This window comes from Drouetiella sp., assembly GCF_059504425.1.
The window spans coordinates 155,946-174,338 of the sequence record NZ_JCACIN010000040.1 but is presented as its reverse complement, the minus strand read 5'-3'; the positions used below and the strand labels follow the sequence as shown (position 1 = coordinate 174,338).

Annotated in this window: 15 protein-coding genes and 1 tRNA gene; 8 read left to right on the top strand and 8 right to left on the bottom strand. The window is 51.4% G+C overall.

Features of this window, described 5'->3' with window-relative positions:
• Positions 1–18 precede the first annotated feature (18 nt).
• The 3 genes from mraY to AC5JMP_RS09530 all read left to right on the top strand — a co-directional run bounded on the left by mraY (position 19) and on the right by AC5JMP_RS09530 (position 3,785).
• Complete coding sequence (mraY, locus tag AC5JMP_RS09540) at positions 19–1,113, top strand: phospho-N-acetylmuramoyl-pentapeptide-transferase (RefSeq protein ID WP_495851216.1); 1,095 nt, start codon at positions 19–21, stop codon at positions 1,111–1,113.
• Positions 1,114–1,403: 290 nt separating this feature from the next.
• Positions 1,404–2,630, top strand: coding sequence for a hypothetical protein (locus tag AC5JMP_RS09535; RefSeq protein WP_495851215.1), 1,227 nt, complete (start codon positions 1,404–1,406; stop codon positions 2,628–2,630).
• Between the two features lie 240 nt (positions 2,631–2,870).
• Complete coding sequence (locus AC5JMP_RS09530) at positions 2,871–3,785, top strand: histone deacetylase family protein (RefSeq protein WP_495851214.1); 915 nt, start codon at positions 2,871–2,873, stop codon at positions 3,783–3,785.
• A 125-nt stretch (positions 3,786–3,910) separates the two neighbouring features.
• On the opposite strand, the gene AC5JMP_RS09525 is transcribed toward AC5JMP_RS09530, so the two are convergent.
• Positions 3,911–5,968: an FAD-dependent oxidoreductase gene (locus AC5JMP_RS09525; RefSeq protein WP_495851213.1), complete on the bottom strand. Its 2,058-nt coding sequence runs from the start codon at positions 5,966–5,968 to the stop codon at positions 3,911–3,913.
• A 468-nt stretch (positions 5,969–6,436) separates the two neighbouring features.
• Positions 6,437–6,601, bottom strand: coding sequence for a hypothetical protein (locus AC5JMP_RS09520; protein ID WP_495851212.1), 165 nt, complete (start codon positions 6,599–6,601; stop codon positions 6,437–6,439).
• 265 nt (positions 6,602–6,866) lie between these two features.
• Here AC5JMP_RS09520 and AC5JMP_RS09515 point away from each other — a divergent pair, with 265 nt between their 5' ends.
• Positions 6,867–8,432: a serine/threonine protein kinase gene (locus tag AC5JMP_RS09515; protein WP_495851211.1), complete on the top strand. Its 1,566-nt coding sequence runs from the start codon at positions 6,867–6,869 to the stop codon at positions 8,430–8,432.
• A gap of 88 nt (positions 8,433–8,520) precedes the next feature.
• Here the strand turns inward: AC5JMP_RS09515 and AC5JMP_RS09510 are convergent, their stop codons facing one another.
• The 4 genes from AC5JMP_RS09510 to AC5JMP_RS09495 form a co-directional block, all read right to left on the bottom strand.
• On the bottom strand, positions 8,521–9,399 hold the full coding sequence (locus AC5JMP_RS09510) for a universal stress protein (RefSeq protein ID WP_495851210.1): 879 nt from the start codon (positions 9,397–9,399) through the stop codon (positions 8,521–8,523).
• A 242-nt stretch (positions 9,400–9,641) separates the two neighbouring features.
• On the bottom strand, positions 9,642–9,836 hold the full coding sequence (locus tag AC5JMP_RS09505) for an NblA/ycf18 family protein (RefSeq protein WP_495851209.1): 195 nt from the start codon (positions 9,834–9,836) through the stop codon (positions 9,642–9,644).
• 370 nt (positions 9,837–10,206) lie between these two features.
• Positions 10,207–10,527, bottom strand: coding sequence for a hypothetical protein (locus AC5JMP_RS09500; RefSeq protein ID WP_495851208.1), 321 nt, complete (start codon positions 10,525–10,527; stop codon positions 10,207–10,209).
• Positions 10,528–10,936: 409 nt separating this feature from the next.
• Positions 10,937–11,023 (bottom strand) — tRNA-Ser (locus AC5JMP_RS09495).
• A 175-nt stretch (positions 11,024–11,198) separates the two neighbouring features.
• Between AC5JMP_RS09495 and AC5JMP_RS09490 the strand changes: the two genes are divergently transcribed.
• The 4 genes from AC5JMP_RS09490 to AC5JMP_RS09475 all read left to right on the top strand — a co-directional run bounded on the left by AC5JMP_RS09490 (position 11,199) and on the right by AC5JMP_RS09475 (position 15,001).
• The gene (locus AC5JMP_RS09490) at positions 11,199–11,567 is read left to right on the top strand and encodes a 2Fe-2S iron-sulfur cluster-binding protein (protein WP_495851207.1); all 369 of its coding nucleotides are present in this window, start codon (positions 11,199–11,201) and stop codon (positions 11,565–11,567) included.
• Positions 11,568–11,763: 196 nt separating this feature from the next.
• On the top strand, positions 11,764–12,591 hold the full coding sequence (locus tag AC5JMP_RS09485) for an inositol monophosphatase family protein (protein WP_495851206.1): 828 nt from the start codon (positions 11,764–11,766) through the stop codon (positions 12,589–12,591).
• Between the two features lie 175 nt (positions 12,592–12,766).
• Positions 12,767–13,780 (top strand): DnaJ domain-containing protein, encoded by a 1,014-nt coding sequence (locus AC5JMP_RS09480; RefSeq protein ID WP_495851205.1) that lies wholly within the window; start codon positions 12,767–12,769, stop codon positions 13,778–13,780.
• On the top strand, positions 13,781–15,001 hold the full coding sequence (locus AC5JMP_RS09475; protein ID WP_495851204.1) for an ATP phosphoribosyltransferase regulatory subunit: 1,221 nt from the start codon (positions 13,781–13,783) through the stop codon (positions 14,999–15,001).
• Between the two features lie 39 nt (positions 15,002–15,040).
• On the opposite strand, the gene AC5JMP_RS09470 is transcribed toward AC5JMP_RS09475, so the two are convergent.
• Positions 15,041–17,671, bottom strand: a complete 2,631-nt coding sequence (locus tag AC5JMP_RS09470) for an NfeD family protein (protein WP_495851203.1) — start codon at positions 17,669–17,671, stop codon at positions 15,041–15,043.
• Between the two features lie 256 nt (positions 17,672–17,927).
• Positions 17,928–18,245 (bottom strand): 30S ribosomal protein S6, encoded by a 318-nt coding sequence (gene rpsF / locus AC5JMP_RS09465; protein ID WP_495851202.1) that lies wholly within the window; start codon positions 18,243–18,245, stop codon positions 17,928–17,930.
• Between the last annotated feature and the right edge of the window lie 148 nt (positions 18,246–18,393).

Below are 18,393 nucleotides of genomic sequence, written 5' to 3'. Positions count from 1 at the left end.
GAGTGGAGTGAGTAAGACGTGGATGCCAAATTAATTCCAGACAGACCCATCGGTCTTTCTGGCAACCATCTGTTTTTAAGCCTGAGCGCCGGACTCAGCATTGCATCTTTAGGATTGGATTGGTTCACAGGGCGACCTTTGCTTTCAGGTGTAGGGCTAACCTTGCCCCTGTGGATTTGTGGGCTGCTCGCTGCGGTTGCGGGTCATTGGGTGGTGCCCATGCTGCGATCGCTGAAGGCAGGGCAGGTGATTCGCCAAGACGGACCGCAGGCTCATCTCAAGAAAGCCGGAACGCCCACGATGGGCGGTATTTTCTTTGTTCCGGTGGCGGTTCTCGTAGCTCTGCTCTGGACAAGATTTTCATCCAACGTTGTAGCAGTTTCGGCTCTGACGCTTGCCTATGGCGCGATTGGCTGGCTGGACGATTGGCAAATTCTGCGCCTCAAATCCAACAAGGGCATCTCCTCAAAGCTAAAGCTGACGCTGCAAATCGCGTTTGGGCTGCTGTTCTGCTTCTGGATGTTTTTGACGCAGCCGATCGAAATTACGACGCTTATTCTACCTTTCGGATTGGCTCTGCCTTTGGGAGCGCTATTCTGGCTTCTAGCTGCCTTTGTGCTAGTGGCAGAGAGTAATGCAACAAACCTAACAGACGGTTTGGACGGCTTGGCAGGAGGAACGGCGGCGATCGCCCTCATGGGTCTGGGTGCCCTGGTTGCGCCCACTTCTCCCGATCTAATGATTTTTTGCGCTTGCTTGAGCGGCAGCTGTCTGGGATTCCTGGCACACAATCACAACCCGGCGCGGGTGTTCATGGGCGACACAGGTTCTCTGGCGCTGGGTGGGGCGTTGGCAGCCGTAGCGCTGTTAAGCCATTCCCTGTTTGGTCTACTGATTCTCAGCGGTATCTTCCTAGCGGAGACGCTTTCAGTCATTGCTCAGGTGACTTACTACAAGGCGACCAAAGACGCGAATGGAATTGGCAAACGACTCCTCAAAATGGCTCCTCTACACCACCACTTTGAGCTAACGGGTTGGTCGGAAACTCAGGTTGTTTCTCGTTTTTACATGATTGGAGGTGTTTTGGCGATTTTCTGTCTGCTGGCTCAGTAGCGATCGCCACGCCAAACTTACAGTAATCTCCAATTGCATAAACCACAGTTATTTTTGCAGAAGCCGCGCGGAGCGCGGCTTCTGCAAAAATAACCCATACTTAACCAAGCGCAAAGCGCTGTGAGATACTGGGTTTGGGGAGCTAAGAAATCTTGGCTCCTTTTTAGTTTCTTTTCGTCAAACTCTTTCAGTTGACTGTGAAGCGTTCTTAACGATAGCTTTAGAGAGCATCTTGTTGAAAATGAAGTCGGAGCGATCGATTCATCAGGTGAATATCAGCAGGTCAGGGAATGAATGTGATTAGGAAACTGTTGCTGCTAGGTGCGCTACTGGCTTTAGCTCAAATCCTTGGAAGAACTGCTCTGGCTCTTAGCTCGGCAGATTCTTTAGAAAATTTGCCTCAGTCACCTTTGGATAGAGCAGAAAATAACTCAGACAAAGCAGATGGCTCTGACAAATCGACCGAAACGCCTAATGCCCCACTCCATCAGTTTCTGCTCTCGACTCTAGTTCTGCCCCTGCCGCCCCTGTTAATTCCCGATCTGCTGCTGCCTCCCTACAACTTTCCCTCGTTTAATAGCCATCGGCTGGATCAGGAGCTAAGACTCTACACGCAGTACCTTAGGACGACCGGAACCCCCGATATTCTGATTGTGGGCAGTTCGCGATCGCTCCAGGGCATTGACCCAATTGCCATGCAGACTGCTTTAGTCAAACAAGGCTACCCCAAGCTCAAAATCTTTAACTTTGGCATTAATGGCGGCACTGCGAAAGTCAATGAGCTGCTGCTGCGCCGCATTCTCACGGCGGAACAGCTCCCAAGGCTGATTATTTGGGGAGATGGATCAAGGGCTTTTAATAACGGGCGACCTGATTTGACCTACAACGGCATCGTTGCCTCTGAAGGCTATCGGCGGCTGGCAAGTGGCGATCGCCCCATTCCCTCTCACGCCCGATGGGATCTGCCCGTCTTACGCGCGGCGGCGAATAAGGCATTGTCTAGCCCCCCTTCAAGTGCAGCTGAACCCTCCTCTGATCTAGATGCCAACGGCTTTCAGTCAATTTCAGGAGTCTATAATCCAGACACTTACTATCAACGCTATCCCTGGGTTCCGGGGTCTTATGATGCAGACTATCAGCGGTTTAATTTAAACGGCGAGCAGCAGAAGGCTACGGTGGCGGTTGCCCAGTTTGCGAAGAGCCGTAATGTGCCGCTAGCGTTTGTCAATTTGCCCCTGACAGCAGACTATTTGGATGCAACTCGACTCAGCTATGAGCAGCAGTTCCGGCAAAGTATGCAGAAGTTGGCGCGGCAGTCAGAGTTCATTTTTTGCGACTTGAGCCAGCAGCAAGATCTGATGCAAAACGCCTACTTTGCTGATCCTAGCCACATTAACCGAGCGGGCGCTGAGGCGATCGCGATTTATCTCACCAGTCTGCGATCGATTCCCTGGACGATGTTCAAGGCAGACTCTGAAGCAAATGCTGCCGCAAATACTGCCGTACCGGATCAGTAGTCTGCGATCAACTCATTTTTTGTATAGTGCTGCGTACTTAGATCCAATGAATTATTTTTCGAGAGCCGCGCGGAGTGCGGCTCTCGAAAATCATCTGCCGCCCCACCATAAATAGTCCTAAGCAAACTGGCGACAGCTATACAACGCGAGAAGTCTTAGGCAGAAAGTTTGTGCTTTCATTCCCAATCATCAGGGTTTGACTTTACGCTGATCAAAGTATGTCTGTTTCCTAGCTGCGTCATGGATCTTCCTTTCGTTTACCATCCCGACTACGTCGTGCCTTTGCCTAACGAACATCGGTTTCCGATGCAAAAATTTAGGCTGCTTCAGGAGATGCTGATTGCCGATGGAGTTGCCGAGAAATCGCAGTTTCATGCCCCAGAGCGTCCTCCGATCGCCTGGATTGAGCAAGTCCATACCCCAGAATATGTCCAGGCATACTGTACGGGAACGCTAGATACTAAGGCACAGCGGCGAATTGGGTTGCCCTGGAGTCCAGCATTGGTAAACCGCACCTGCGTGGCGGTGGGCGGCACGGTACTAACGGCAAAGTTGGCGCTGGAATGCGGATTAGCCTGCAACACAGCCGGGGGAACTCACCATGCTTTTCCTAGCTACGGCTCCGGATTTTGTATTTTTAATGATTTGGCGATCGCCGCCCGCGTTATCCAGCATTTCGGTCTGGCTCAAAAAATCCTGATTGTCGATCTAGATGTGCATCAAGGCGATGGCACTGCGCTAATTTTCCAGGACGATGCTAGCGTATTCACTTTCTCAATGCACTGCGAGGTCAACTTTCCCGGCACTAAGCAAACTAGCGATCTGGATGTGGCGTTACCCGAAGGCATGGAGGATGAGACTTATCTGCAAACTTTAGCGGCTCACCTGCCGGATCTGCTCGATCGTGTTAAGCCCGATCTAGTGCTGTACGATGCGGGCGTAGACGTACATATGGGCGATCGTCTGGGCAAGCTGGCATTGAGCGATCGCGGAGTTTTTTGTCGCGAGATGCAGGTACTAGAAACCTGCGTGGGGCAGGGCTATCCGGTGGCTTGTGTCATTGGTGGCGGTTATGCCGAGGATATCAAGGCGTTAGTGTATCGCCATTCACTGCTGCACCGTGCTGCTAGCGAAGTGTATACGCGTATCTTCTAGAACAAACTTTGGGGTTCCATAAGACATTAAGCAAAGGGGCGACGGCTATATCTGAAAAGCGTTTTGCCCTAAACATGTTGGATGACTTAGGCAACCGAGTAACGCGTAATGAACCTCGATAATCACTACCAGCTACCCCAATCGAGATTGAAGATGGATGTGTCAGGAAACTCGATCGGATTCTCTTGGGCAATCAACTGAGCCTGTAATTTTTGCAGGAGCGGCTCTGGGTTGGGAAGCTGATCGACCAGCTCATAGGGAAAGACGTTCTCCGTCAGAGCAAAAGCTGCCGTTGTGCCTGCTGCTGCACCTGCCGACCACTCAAAGGAATGTACTCGATAGGCTGCTGCCGCCACAAAACTGGTAGCAATACTTTTGCCCGTTACCAGCAAATTGTCGAGCTTCTGCGGAATCATGGCGCGTAGAGGAATCTGCGCTGGATAGGCTGGCCCATGGGCGCGCCGTATGCCTTCCCTCTCGGTGTTGCCAGGAGCTTCGGGAGGTGAAAGCGTCATGCAGGGGTGAAAGTCGATCGCATATTGCGAGATGCCCACTGAATCAGGATAAATTCTGGAGCGAGTCCGCCGCATGATCTGCTCAGAAGGCGTGTTTTTGATCGCAACTTCTGCCGGACGTGCCGAGAGCGCTGTCCAAAGAGCGCGATACATGCGATCGGGTAGAGTGGTCTGATAGTAAGGATCAAGGTAATCGACTTTAGAAATATCAATTTCTGAGATGCTGAAGCCCTGATCGTAACCAAAGGCAGGTCGCCCAATGATCCGTCGTCCCTCCCGCATGTAGGGATATTTTGACAGACCGTGAGCCGTGCCCATAGGCGATTCAAAGCCAGACAGAAAGCGATGGTTAGGCGCGGGTTGCTTGATGCCCTCTCCTAGCTGCGAATCGGTAGTGCCTGCCACCAGCCAGTGATAGAACCCCAGGGCATTTTCTTCGCCCTTGCGCAGAGTTTCGGTGCGCAGTCCGCCCATCCAGCCGCCGGGAGTCAGTTCACCACGCTGTTCTAACTGTTCGCGGGTGTAAACCAAGTTATCGGCAGCAGTGCCAGGGCGATAGTCGTTGCCCCAAGTCCAGTTTTGCATGGAGATGTCGCCTGGTTTGGGCTGCGACACGCCAAAGGCTTTTTGTTTCGATCGCGGCTTGGGGCTGAGAATTCGCCGATAAGTAAACACATAATCAAAATAGTCGTTAGTCGATCGCGGCCTCTCGTAGCTGTAGTAAGGCTGATATTGCGAATACAGCGATGGCGTCGGCTGAGGCTGAGGATCTTGGGTGCGCTCCATGGCAAACGTGTAGGTGAAGCCTTGAGTGCAGTAAGGATCGCCTGTAGTGCTTGGCGACGAAGGATCAAGATAAGACAGCGGATCGATGCCCAAGCGGTAGGGAACATCGGCAAGGGCAATCAGTTCGCCTGTTTCGGTGGCATCAATCACAAACCATTGAGCAGCAGATGAACTTGGCTGAGGCGCAAAGCGAATGATGGTTTTGGTGAAGCGATCGGAATCTTCGTAGCGGTAAGTGTCTTCGATCGCCACAGACAAAGTTTCAGTGTTCAGGGGCGGCGTGCCGGGGGCAGGACTATGTTGGATGGCGATCGCGCCCTCGATTTGCTTACCGTCAGCGCTAAGTTGCAGCTCTTTGATCACCGTTGAGGGAAACCATTTCAGCTTGCCCTTTCCGGCTTTAGCAGCATCCTCTAACTCCTGCCAGAGAATAGCGTGAGCATCTTTGGGCAAAAAACAGGAGGCGCTAACCCAGCAGTCACCCGGATTCAGCATTCTGTACTTTTTTTCAATTCGCTCTCTAAGCTGCTTATAGCCCCGTGAGTAAAATAGTTCTTCCCGCTGGCGCTTGGCCTCATCTAATGCCGAGGTGCCCTGAGACGAAATCTGCCCACCCAGCCAGTCTGTGATTTCTGTTAGGCAAACGGTGCGTCCTGCCATCAAGGCTTCATAGGTCGCTGCCGTGCCTGCCAATCCGCCGCCTGCAACCAGCAATTCACACGGTTCGCCCTGTTGTTCGCCCTGTTGTTTGACCTGATCGGTAGCCTGAATGGCATCTTCTTGAGGAGGAGCTTGGGCAAAGCTCGTTGTAGCCAAAGCAGGTACAGACAGTATCAGCAAGAGGGCAATTAAAAACCAGGAGAAAAAGCGATCGCAACGCATAAAGCTACAAGCTCAGTGTTTAGGCAGAGAAAGAGGCGAATTTAGGATATTTTCCAAGAAACCCCTCTCTGTAGAGTACATTCTTCAGCGCAATGTTCCCCACTCCAAGTAGCTGTGAGGAACAGTCTTTGGACTGTTCCTCGCTCCCCGCTTTCTGGGCATTCTATAGGCATGTTCTGTAGACATGTTTTGTAGACATGTAGACCTGCCAGTCTGCGAAAGGCCATGGCTAAATCACGGAGGATTTGTGGGAATTTTTTGAGTCGTCAAAATTAGGCAATAGAGGCTATATTCTAAAGAACACAGCATAAGCCATTGCTGTCAGTGCTTCGGGAGCATATTTTGGCGGCTTATCCTAGGGTTTACACACTGCAAAGTGGTCTTACACTTCAAGTTTTCTCCTTGCAGTTCTGTTCAACTTTGGGTGTCATTAGGGAAATAGAGCCTTGCTCTAGATCATGCATTTCTCTACTTATATTTTATCCATTGTTTATGGGCAATGCTTTCAGTCAGTTGTTTAGGTTCAGAACAGAGTGATGATAAAGGTGTCGCTGATTTCAGGTATGAATTTTTTTGAAAGGGTTGCTCAGCAATCTTTTCAAAAAAACTCATACCCAGATTCAGCAATGCCATGATAAACATGTTTCAGCGTGCGAACTGCCGCTAAAGTTCACATCCGGTTGAGTTCTACGATCGCGGATTTTTCATATTTTTACTGAGGCTGTTGAGTAGGTGGCACTGACGTTACAGAGGGTTCTGACCCATCACATCACCGTTGCTCGGCTAGGAAATGCCCTTAATTTGAAGGAGAGGCAGACCCTTTCCGTGGACTGGTTGCCATTATCCGAGCCATCACTATCCGAGCCAGTGTCGTTATCCGAGCCAAGGAGATAGGGCGATGATGACAGATACGAATGTGGGGCGTATTCTACAAAATCGCTACCGTCTTTCCCGTATGTTGGGGCAAGGATCGATGGGGCGAGTCTATGGTGCAGAAGATACGGCTCTAGGCGAGGTTCCAGTCGCCATCAAGTTTCTTTCTCAAGCGCTGCTCAACCGCAGGATGCGCGATCGCTTTGAGCGAGAGGCTAAAACTTGCGCCCAGCTTGGTCAGCGGAGCATCCACATTGTTCGCGTCACGGATTATGGCATTGATGAAGAGGGCATTCCGTTCTACGTAATGGAGTATCTGCGGGGCGAAAGCCTTAGCGAGATTGTCAGTCGCCAAGCGATCGTTCTTCCCCGATTTTTGGGCTTAATTCGCCAGGTTTGTCTGGGCTTGCAGTGCGCCCATCAGGGCATCCAGATTGAGGGCAAGGTTTACCCGATCGTCCATCGAGATATTAAGCCTAGCAACGTCTTGGTCAGCCACGACGAGAGCTTGGGGGAGCTAGCCAAAATCTTGGACTTCGGTATTGCCAAAATGCTGCAAGGCGAAGATCAGCAGACGAGCTGTTTCATGGGGACGCTGGCTTATTCCTCTCCAGAGCAAATGGAAGGGCGTGAGCTTGATGCTCGTTCTGATATTTACAGCCTGGGCGTGATGATGTTCCAAATGCTGACGGGCAAAATGCCCCTCCATGCTGACACCCATTCTTTTGGCGGTTGGTACAAGGCACACCACTTCTTTCAGCCCCAAACCTTTGAATCTGCCAATCCTAGCCTCAAAATTCCCAAAGCTTTAGAAATCCTGGTGATGGGATGCCTTGCCAAGGCGGCAGGCGATCGCCCTCAAACAATTGGTGCAGTGCTAAAGGCACTAGAGCCGCTAGAAGAGCGCTTTGGCACTGGACGGCAAATTGCCCGGAGAATTGGAGCTTCCCTCTCGCGCATTCCGGTAACTCCTAGCCTTTCAGAATCTCAGCCAACTCTCTCTGCTGCAACTGCGTCTGCGCAGACTGACTCATTACAAGAGCTGCGACAAGCGGCGGCTTGGCCAGCAAATATGCCGATCGCGGAGATTGTCTTTCCTAAATCTATGACCACCAGCGATGGCACCATTCCTACGCTGTGGGTGATGTTACCCCAGCGAGAAATTGCGAAGCGTCTGGTTTGTACTCGCTACAATCAGTTCCTATTCATGGAAGCGCCCCACCCGATGGCACTATGGCTAACGGTGCTATACAACCGCGAACATGAGCCGCGCTGGTTGCCTTGTTTTATTGATTTAAAGACTCCTGCAGGACGGCAAATTGCCTCGCTTTTGGGCAAAACCGGGCAATATCGCATTATGTTTTTTGCCCAAGAAAGTCCGCAGAGCTGCGCCAACATGCAAACCGTAAGCATCGCGGCGGCTCAATGTCGGCTGCTACAAGATTGGGCAAATATTGGGCAAATGTCCAAGGCTTCACCCAATCCCACTGTTAGCAAAGACTATTTGCGATCGGCGCTAGATGAGATCAAGCCCAAGATTGTGATGAAGCTAGAATCCATTTACACCGATCGCGGCAGTGCGCTGAACTAAGGTGCTCAATGGGTCAGATACAGCGCTACGCTTAGATTCAAAAAATAACCTGTCTTAACTCAATTACGTAGTGCTATGGAGGGGCAGCTCAGCCTCTCTTGGGTGGGAAGTAAAGCACTGGATGCCAACTCCGCTTCAGAATTTCGCTGGCAAAGCTGGGAACTGACCACTCCATCAACGTGCCGAAGCTCCCTGAAGAGCAGACGATCGCGCTAATATCTTCCTCGATAGCAGCGTTGAGAGTCTGAGGAACAGGTTCTCCCTGACTAATTTCGCTAGACACCTGTAGACCCACTGCCTGCAACTCCGTTTGCACAAGCTCTAGCTTTTTGCGGGTCGCTTGGGAACTGCCGCTCTCCAGTAGCTCCGTGTATTTGCCTTCACCGATCACCCAATAGAGCAAGCATTGCTGCAACGATCCAGAGGGTTGATTTTGCGCTAGTTCTTTAACCTGCTCGATAGTGTAATCTGAGGCTTTGCTGCCATCAAAGGGAATCAGCAGATAGCGAAACAGATGACGACAGCGAAGATCTAGCTCTTCGATCGTGTAGGTAGACAGTAGCTGAGGTCTGACAATCAGCAAGGGGGCAATGGCTCGTTTGCTCAGCTCTGAAACGGTGCTGCCAAAAAAGCGATCGCTCAATGCACCCTGGCTGGAGGTGCCCAAGATGAGCAGATCGGGCTGATGAACTTTGGCAGCGTTTAGGATGCAGTCGATCGGTTTGCCGCCCTGAACCTCAACGTTGACCTGCACTGCCCCAGCAGCCTCTGGGGGAATGGAGAGGCGATCGCGCGCAGCCTGCGCCTCAGACTCGTCAATTTGAGGAATAGTCTGCCTCTGAGGAAAGGGAATGGCGTGTAGAAACGTAACCTGCTGAATTCCATTAACGGCTAGGCTGGGGATGAAGTGAACCAAACGCTGTAAGCCATCGGTTAAGTCAGTGCAAATTAGGAGACGCTTAAACATATGAAGAAGTTGGGAGAGCGATTAAGCTGCTCAATAACCCTAGCATTCTTAGCTAAATATTCGATGCTCGTGTAAAAGCTTGTATGGAGGTTGAGATGTTGAGGTATTGAAGTTGAGGTATCGAAGCTTCTTTGGAAACAGCTTTTGTAACGTGAGCGCAGAGCCAGCGCCCCAGCATCCCCAGCTTCTTTCCGGTCTGGAACAAAGCAAGAGAGGGAGGTCGCCTTCTGCGGCGAAATGAACTAGGTTTGAGACCCAGTCTCAATTCCCCACTGATGCTTGAGAAAATGTCTGTACATCGTTTCTTTCAACATCATTTGCTCGTAGAGCTGAACTAAAAAATGCTGAGCCTGTTCACGGCTCATATGCTCCACCTGGGACTCGAACGATCGCAAACTAAACTGTTGCTCTAAGCTAAGCTCGATAGGTTGATTCATTGTGAACTCCTAGTTTTGAGATAAGGAACGCATTGAGCCGATCATGTACCCTTGTGAGGCTTGCGATCGGAGTCTAGCCAGTGAACAAGGCTGTATTTATCAAGATTTCCCTAATCAGCCTTGTACTCACCATAGTATTACAAAAGATAACAATTGTTTGACAAAGTGCCCACCCCCCTAATGGGTACTTCTTGAATTGAGGTAGTTTTAGCAGGCAACCCTAGGGTGGTAATGTTCTGGCTGAACTAAATTAAAAAACCGCCATTCTGCTTAGGCGCAGAAGGCGGGATATCCGTTTTATTTTTCTCGTATTTCTTCTCAGAAGTCAGATAGAAGTCGGCGAGCTGAACTGTCTCAAGAGCTTTCGACCCTAACGGATGGCTAGGATGGAACGATCGCTCAAAGCCAAATGGTCAGAATCCGAAAGACGCTGCTGCTTCAGGGTTCTTACCTGTTGAAGCAGAGCCTCAATTTCAGCGTGAAGATGCAGCAGCTCCACTTGATGGGTTGCCTGGTAGGGAAGCTTAATTGCTCTAGAGAGGGAAGCTTTTGCAGAATCAGAAGAGAAAGAACTGTTGAGATTTTCTTCAGATCCCGTGTCGGGCAGCTGTGCTTCGGAAACTTGAGTAATGATGGGGTCTACTCCAGGGAAGCTAGATATGTTATTGAGCATTTGATTTGGACTAGTCATTATTACTTATTCACACCACGGAGGTATTGTACCCCAAACCGTAAGTCCGATCATATTAGGTGTCTTTAGGCATTTTGAAAACGATGTGGCGGTTTGCAAAGTGGTCGTCACAGCTCTCAGAGTGTATGACATCACGTAATTGAGTTAGTAGGACGAGTTATTTTTGAGAGTTGCACTCCGCGCGGCTCTCAAAAAATAACTCATTGGATCTAAGCGCGTAGGGCTAAATACTAACGGAGTTAGCAGAACGCTTTATCATGAACGCAGAACTCAGCCCAAAGCGGTGTACAGCTTGCAGGATAGCGGCGATTTTGGCACCCATCCGACACACATAACAGCCTGCCTATTCAAACGCTTTTCTCTTGATAGCTTAAAAGCCTGGAAACGCTTTCCTGTTTGGCTTCTAGAACGGAGAGAGAGGGATTCGAACCCTCGTTAAAGTTGCCCCTAAACAGCATTTCCAGTGCTGCGCCTTCAACCACTCGGCCATCTCTCCAGAGCTTGCTTCTGTGGCATCGTCTTGCTCAACCACAGAATTGTAATCCTAGCAGAATTTAAGTCACTCTGAGAACAGGCTTTGCAAATTCCCTATTTTTGTCACAGTATTCAACGCACTATTATAGGGTTTGGGTAAGGGTTAAATCAAAACTTTTTCGGAACTCAAAAGATTCATGACTCGCGTTTTTACCGTTCAAATTTACGATCGCCAAACCAACACTCGCTCTACGATTCAAGCCCCAGAAGACCGCTACATTCTGACAACCGCCGAAGCCCAGGGCAAACCCCTCCCCTTCGCGTGCCGCAATGGAGCTTGCACTACCTGCGCCGTCCGGGTCATCTCTGGAGAAATACACCAACCCGAAGCCATGGGTCTTTCCCCTAAGCTGCGGGAAATGGGCTATGCCTTACTCTGCGTCAGCTATGCGCGATCGGACTTGCAGGTCGAAACGCAGGACGAAGATGAAGTGTATGAGCTTCAGTTTGGGCGCTATTTTGGCAGAGGCAAGGTGCGACGCGGGGTAGTTTTGGATGAGGATTGAGGGGATGGGTAGATGGGCAGATGGGCTTTGTGTACTACGTCGCTTGATCTGTAGCAAAAGTCAAGGGATAACTATTAGGCAGCGCGTCATAGAAACCGAGGCGTTCCCACAAACACGAGTTACCTAATCCCTTACCCCTCACCCTCCTACCCCTTACCCTCCTACCCCTCACCCATCCACCCTTCATTTCCCTCCCATGCCCTACTCCCCTCAGCAGCTCCAAATCTTCCTCGACATTGCCACCGAAGCTGCGATCGCCGGGGGAGCCGTCCTCCAGCACTATGCAGGCAACCTCAAAAACATCCAAGAAAAAGGGCGACCTGGCGATCTGGTGACAGAAGCTGATAAAGCCGCAGAGGCAGCAATTTTGAGCGTCATCGATCGCCATTTCCCCAATCACGCCATTCTGGCAGAAGAGTCGGGAAAAATCGGCGACCAAGCCAGCGAGTTTTTATGGGCGATCGATCCATTGGATGGCACCACCAACTATGCCCACCAATACCCTTTTTACGCCGTCTCCGTGGGGCTGTTGATTAGGGGAATACCTGCGATCGGCGTGATTTTTGATCCATTCCATGAAGATCTATTTCAGGCAGCTCAGGGGCTAGGGGCAATGCTAAACCGTCGTCCTATCCAGGTTTCTCAAGTCACTAACCTGAGTCGAAGCCTCTTAGTGACAGGGTTTGCTTACGATCGCCATGAAACCCCAGACAACAACTACGCTGAGTTTTGCCATCTTACCCACATAACCCAGGGCGTGAGGCGTGGAGGCGCGGCTTCACTGGATTTAGCTTATGTGGCGTGCGGTCGGCTAGATGGATTTTGGGAGCGGGGCTTATCGCCTTGGGACATGGCGGCTGGTGTTGTTATAGTCGAGGAATCGGGGGGTAAGGTCACTGCTTACGATGAAGGGGCGTTTGTCATAGAGTCAGGGCGAATTCTGGCGACCAACGGACATCTTCATGCTGCCCTCAGCCAAGAACTGCTCAAAACTCAGCCTTTAGCAGAGTACAGCTCTTTATAAACCTATCTTCGCCAGCCTATCTCTGCCAGCCTACCTCCGCCAATGTTCTGGCTTTGGCACTCTACGCCATCTGCATGAACACTGCTAAAATGCTCTGCGCGATACATCGGGTAACGAGTTAGACCAAGTAAACTATAGGGAACCCTTAGCGTAGAAGGGTCGTGGGATTAGTAGAATGTCTCTGAAGATTGATCAAGGACTGTTTAATTTAGATTTCACAGACTACCATGCCATTTTGGGTACTGCGGTAGATGCAGACCTCAAAGAGATCCGCAAGCGGTATCTGACAATCGCCCGTCGGCTCCACCCCGATAGCTGCATGACGGAGGATATAAGCGATCGCCAGCGTGCCTCTGAATTGCTCTCTAAGCTCGTCAACCCGGCATACGAAAAGCTGTCCCAGGAAAAAACCTACGCCGAATACTGCATTCTCCTCCGGCTCAAGGGTCAACAGGCAGTCAAGCAGCAAGAAACGATTGTGCTAAACAGCGACTCGGCACGTCTGCTGGCTGCGGCTTCTGACATTGACACCTCCTATCGGCTCGCGTTGAGAAACTTGGCGGAGAAACAGTACAATCAGCTCGATCAAGCCATAGAAATTGCTGGACAAATTAGCGAGCTAAACCTGGTCTACTTGATGCGGAAAGAGAGCCGGGGTGAGGCTGTGGGCACCCGACGAACCGCTGCCCCAAGTGCAGGGGAAAACTCCACTCCCATGCGCTCGCCTACGCCGACGACACCCGTCAGAGTGCCTGCCACTCGTGAAGCGCTGATAGCGGCATACCTGCGGCGATCGCAAGAGTTTGAGACTAAGCAAAACTTTCCCAGAGCCATTCTGGAGCTGCGTGATGCCATTAAGATGGATGCTTCCAGCAGCGAATGTCATAGTCGCCTGGGGCTGATCTACCTGAAGACAAACCAGAACACGATGGCAAAAATCCACTTCAACAAAGCGTTGGAGTTAGATCCCCAAGATGCTGTAGCCTTGGAGGGTAAGCGCAGATTGGAGACACCAACCAGCACAGCGATCGCCCCGGCAAAAGGCAAGCTTGAACCTCAAAAACCTGGGGTAAAAGGCGGCAAACCTGACCCAGGTAAGCTAGATAAGAAGGGCAAGTCAAGCAGCAAGGATAAGCCTGACAATGGCAATGGCGGTCTGTTTGGACTGTTTGGTAGTAAGAAAAAATAGATGTACCAGCCTCCTGTAGGAGCCAGAGACTTATTTCCTCTGGATGTCGCCCAAAAGCGATGGATTGAAGAACGGCTTCAGCATGTGTTTCATAGCTGGGGGTATCACCGTATCATCACCTCGACTCTAGAACGGCTAGATACGCTGATGGCAGGAGGTGCCGTAGAGCAGTCAACCGTGATTCAAGTCCATGATGTGGACAACGTGGGTTTGCGCCCGGAGCTAACGGCTTCAATCGCCCGTGCGGCAGTGACACGTATGGCGGGCGTGACCCATCCGCAGCGGCTATACTACAACGCCAACGTTTTTCGACGAGACGATCGCGGTATCCAAAACCAGCAGCAGGAGTTTTATCAGGCGGGTGTGGAGCTGTTGGGCAGCGGTAGCGTTGCCGCCGATGCCGAAACATTGCTAGTTTTGTCCGACTGTCTGAGAAATCTTCAGCTCGACTCTTGCTACCTGGTGCTAGGTGATGCAGGACTGACGCGATCGCTGCTTTCCCCTTTCCCCAATTCGTTGCGCGATCGGATTCGGGAGGCGATTGCGACCCTCGACCGGGTTACGCTCGAAACCCTGCCTATGTCTGCTGACCTACGCGATCGGGCTTTGCTGTTGCTGGATCTGCGAGGTCAGCCAGGGAATGTTTTGCAGCGCGTTTCTAGTCTGGATTTAGACCCAGAACAGCGGGCGATCGTCAGCAACTTAAAGGCATTGATTGAGCTGCTACAGGGTTCTGAAGCCGCTACTCCTGCTCTAATTCTGGATCTGAGTCTGGTGCAGCTCTTCGACTATTACACAGGCATTGTCTTTGAGGTGGTCAGCGCTACGGAATCAGGCAAGCGTGTTTTAGGGCAAGGCGGTCGCTATGACCAGCTTTTGAGCCTCTACCATCCCCAAGGCGAGTCCTGTCCCGGCATCGGTTTTGTGCTCAACATTGAAGATTTGCATCAGGTCTTGCTCCCCACGGGGCAGCTGCCCAGCCAGACTGAGAATAGCGATCGCCTCCTGGTGCCCACAGACCTCAAAGCCTACGCGGCGACCTTTGCTTATGCTCAAACCCTACGCCAGTCTGGACTGCGAGTTGAGGTGGAGCTTCAGGGACAAAGCGCCTCAGCCATCCGTGAATATGCTCAGCAGCGGCGAATTGCCCAGATTGTCTGGGTGAGTGAAACGGGAGAGCCTCAAAACGAAACGGTGGAATTGCCGACAGGCGTGATTTAGCTTTAGCTCAAATAGCGCTAAGTTCAAATAGCGCTAAGTTCAAATAGCGCTAAGCACGAGCTGTGCCCGTTCGACTTGCCGAGGCGCGTTCATTTGCTGAAACAGGTCGATCGCCGTTCGTAGACAGTTGCGACCTTCCTCTAGCTCATTCATTTGTCGATAGGTGATGCCGAGCTGATAGTTGACCTCGGCTAAATCGCCTTTGGCTTCAATCCGATCGAGCAATCGTTTTGCCGCCAGATGGCTGGCTACCGCGCCTTTGAAGTCTTGCCGCGCTCGACAAATCATCGCCAGTCCGTTGAGCGCCTCGGCTTTGACCTGCGTGTAGCGGCTTTGCTCGGCGTAGGTTTTTGCCAGGTTATACATTTTTTCAGCCTGTTCTGAGTCGCCGACATTCCGAAGCGTAGCGCCCAAATACAGCAAACTATAGCCTCGGCTCCAGGCGTTGCCGCTAATAACCGCATACTCATCTAGCACCCGCTCCACCAGACTCAGGGCTTCTGAGGTTCTGCCCGTGCAGGAGTAGATCAATGCCAGACAAAACCAGCTGCTCACTGCACACCTGTGCCACTCCGTGTTTTCAGCCTGAGTATTGGCTTGTCCAAACAGGGCTTCAGCTTCCGGCAATTCCCAAAGGCTGAGTTTGCATAAGCCAAGGTTAAACAATGCCTGAATTTCTAGATCTTTGAGCTGAAAGGCGATCGCCATCTCCCTAGATTTCTGGTGTGCGACGATCGCAGCCTGCAAGCTGCCCTTCAGCCAGTACAAATTACCCAAAATGTCGTAGAGCTTGCAGAGCGGATATCCAGGCTGAAGGCGATCGAGAAGACGGGTGATGGCGCTAATCATTCGCTGGAGTAAGCCCAAGCGGTAAAACGAGATACCCAGCGGCTCGGCTTTTTCCCACTGGCAGTCGCGTCCGTAGAGAATGACAGCGGCAGCAGAGTCCCAGTCTTCAATCTGCACATAGTGGCGATAGGCTTCGGCAGCCATTAGCGCCTCCTCCACAGTGGCGATCGTCACCACCCGCTCTGTCCAAAAATCGGCAGCTTTGCGGTTCGCCAAGTCCCACTCTTTGGGGTTCGCCCGCAGCATGACTAGCGCCTTAGACTGAATTACGGGGTGCAGTCGATATTCTTCGTCATCCACCTCCACCAAAAATAGGTCGCGCAAAAATCGGACAATGCTCCGGTGCTTAAGCGTTGGTACATCCCAAAGCAAGCAATATAAACTTTCTACGGGCACGGTCGCCACGTCCTGAAACCGATAGCAGCCCATCCGACGCAGCAGCACATGGGCTTCGGGATAGATTTGCTGGAGACGGTTGAAATGACTAGAAACTAGGTCTGCCAAATCAGAGGTGTTTAGCAAATTTGCCTGATGATCGCGCCAAAAGGCATCCATGTCACCGCCGTAGTCAACGTTGATGGCGCTGCAAAGAATCGTCATAGCTTTGGCATTGCCGCTATACGCACGGTGCATCTCGCCCAGCGCCGCAGATGGGGTAGATAGACTGCGGCTCCCCCAAAACTGCCGCCATGCCGTCTCGTCTAGTCCAGAGAGCCTGTAGGGTTGCGAGGCGATCGCGGCTTCATGCAGCGGCTCACGGCTGGTAATCAGGGTGACGCAACCCAGCGCCGGATCGGCTAAAACCTCTAGCAATGCCGCATAGCCGCGATGGGTAGGCAAAATCTGACCATTGCGATCGAGGGCTGGCTCCAGGTTGTCGATCAAGACTCCAATTTTGCCTAGCGCGTGGCTAGGGCTAAATTTTGGGTTCAGATGTCGTCGCAATTGGTCTAGAGAGGCATCAAAAGTCCGTCCTGCCTCTTCTTTGAAGTATTTTTGCAGCCAGCCCAACACCACGCCTTCAGCGGAGGTAATGTTTTGGGTTTCCTTTGCCATCCAGCATTCCAGCACAATATCAAAGCCAGACTGGCTAAAGTATTGCTGTGCCAGAACGGTTTTGCCAACTCCACCTTCACCCAAAATTGTGACAATTTGCGCCTTTTCATCCACCAGCCGCTGGAGATCGGCGATCGCCCGATCTCGCCCGACGAAGTTCAGATCATCTTCTGATCTAGCCTGAAGCTCCTGGGCTTCTGATTCATCTGCCTGATCTAGCTCTGCCTCAGAATCGCCATAGCCGACGACCTCTTTCCAGGACAGATTCAGCGCTTCACAGCAGGTCTGAAAGGTTTTGAGGTAAATGGGTTTGCCCTGAATGAAGCGCTGCCAGGTTTCCGGAGCGATCGCCGACGCACTCTGCAATTCTCGCGATAAAAACTCGGCGATCTGCTTGTCGGCGGCATGTCCCAGAATCCGCGATCGCTGTTCAATCACCTGCCGGACTTTGGTTAGTCCAATGTACGAAGCGCTCAGCAAAAAGGCAGGCTCGACCAGTAGCGTAATATTTTGGATGCCGATGACATCGACTAATTCGTGGGGCGAAATGTTGACGGGCTGATCGCAGCGAGCAAACCAGCGAGAACCCTTAAACCTGACGCGCCCAGGTTTATCTGGCTGAATCATCTGCTCTACGATCGCCTGTCCGCTGTAGTAGCCCAGATTTGCAGGGAGGGGCGATCGCGGGGTGGATCTGACAGTCTTATCTGAAGCTCTAGCGGAAGTCTGAAACGCTTGAAAAACGTTGGTGAAGTTGAAGTTCATCGCCGACCTGCCCCTGATGAATATCTGATAACGATTGCTGCTGCTGGAGAGGATTATGTTCCAAGATAGCGCTACCTCATGACCAGATCCTAGGTTCGATCAGATTTTTATTGCTTGACGCAGCGCTAATTCAGAGCTTCCGCCTGATTTTTACAGATGAGTTCTGCAATTACGCTTGGGTTTTGCAATCACATTGAGAGAGGAGGCTTGCACCGCAACCCTCCTCACAGACCAGCAATAGAGTTAAAGCATTATTCTAAGCTTCAACAACCTCTTCTTCCACTACAGGAGGCTCAGGCTTCAACGTCATGAAGCGGATCACTTCATCGCTGAGGCGCATCGACCGCTCCAGTAGGGCTACAGTGCTTCCGGGTGCCGTATAGTTCATCTGGACATAGACACCTTCGCGGTGCTTCTGAATTTCATAGGCTAGGCGGCGCTTGCCCCGGTGCTGAGTTTCCAACTCTTCAGCGCCCTGCTCACGCAGGATAGCTTGATATTTCTCGATCGCCTGATCAATCTGCTCATCTCCCAAATCGGGGCGCAGAATATACATGGTTTCGTAAAGCGGCATCAACGTTTCTCCTTATGGACATGAGGCTCTTGCCACAAGAATTGTTACCTGATCTTCAATATGCAGCCCAAAGGACTGAAAATTAGAGCGGTCTATACTAGCCTTGACTTGTATTAACCTTGGCTTGTATTAACCTTGAAAGATTGGC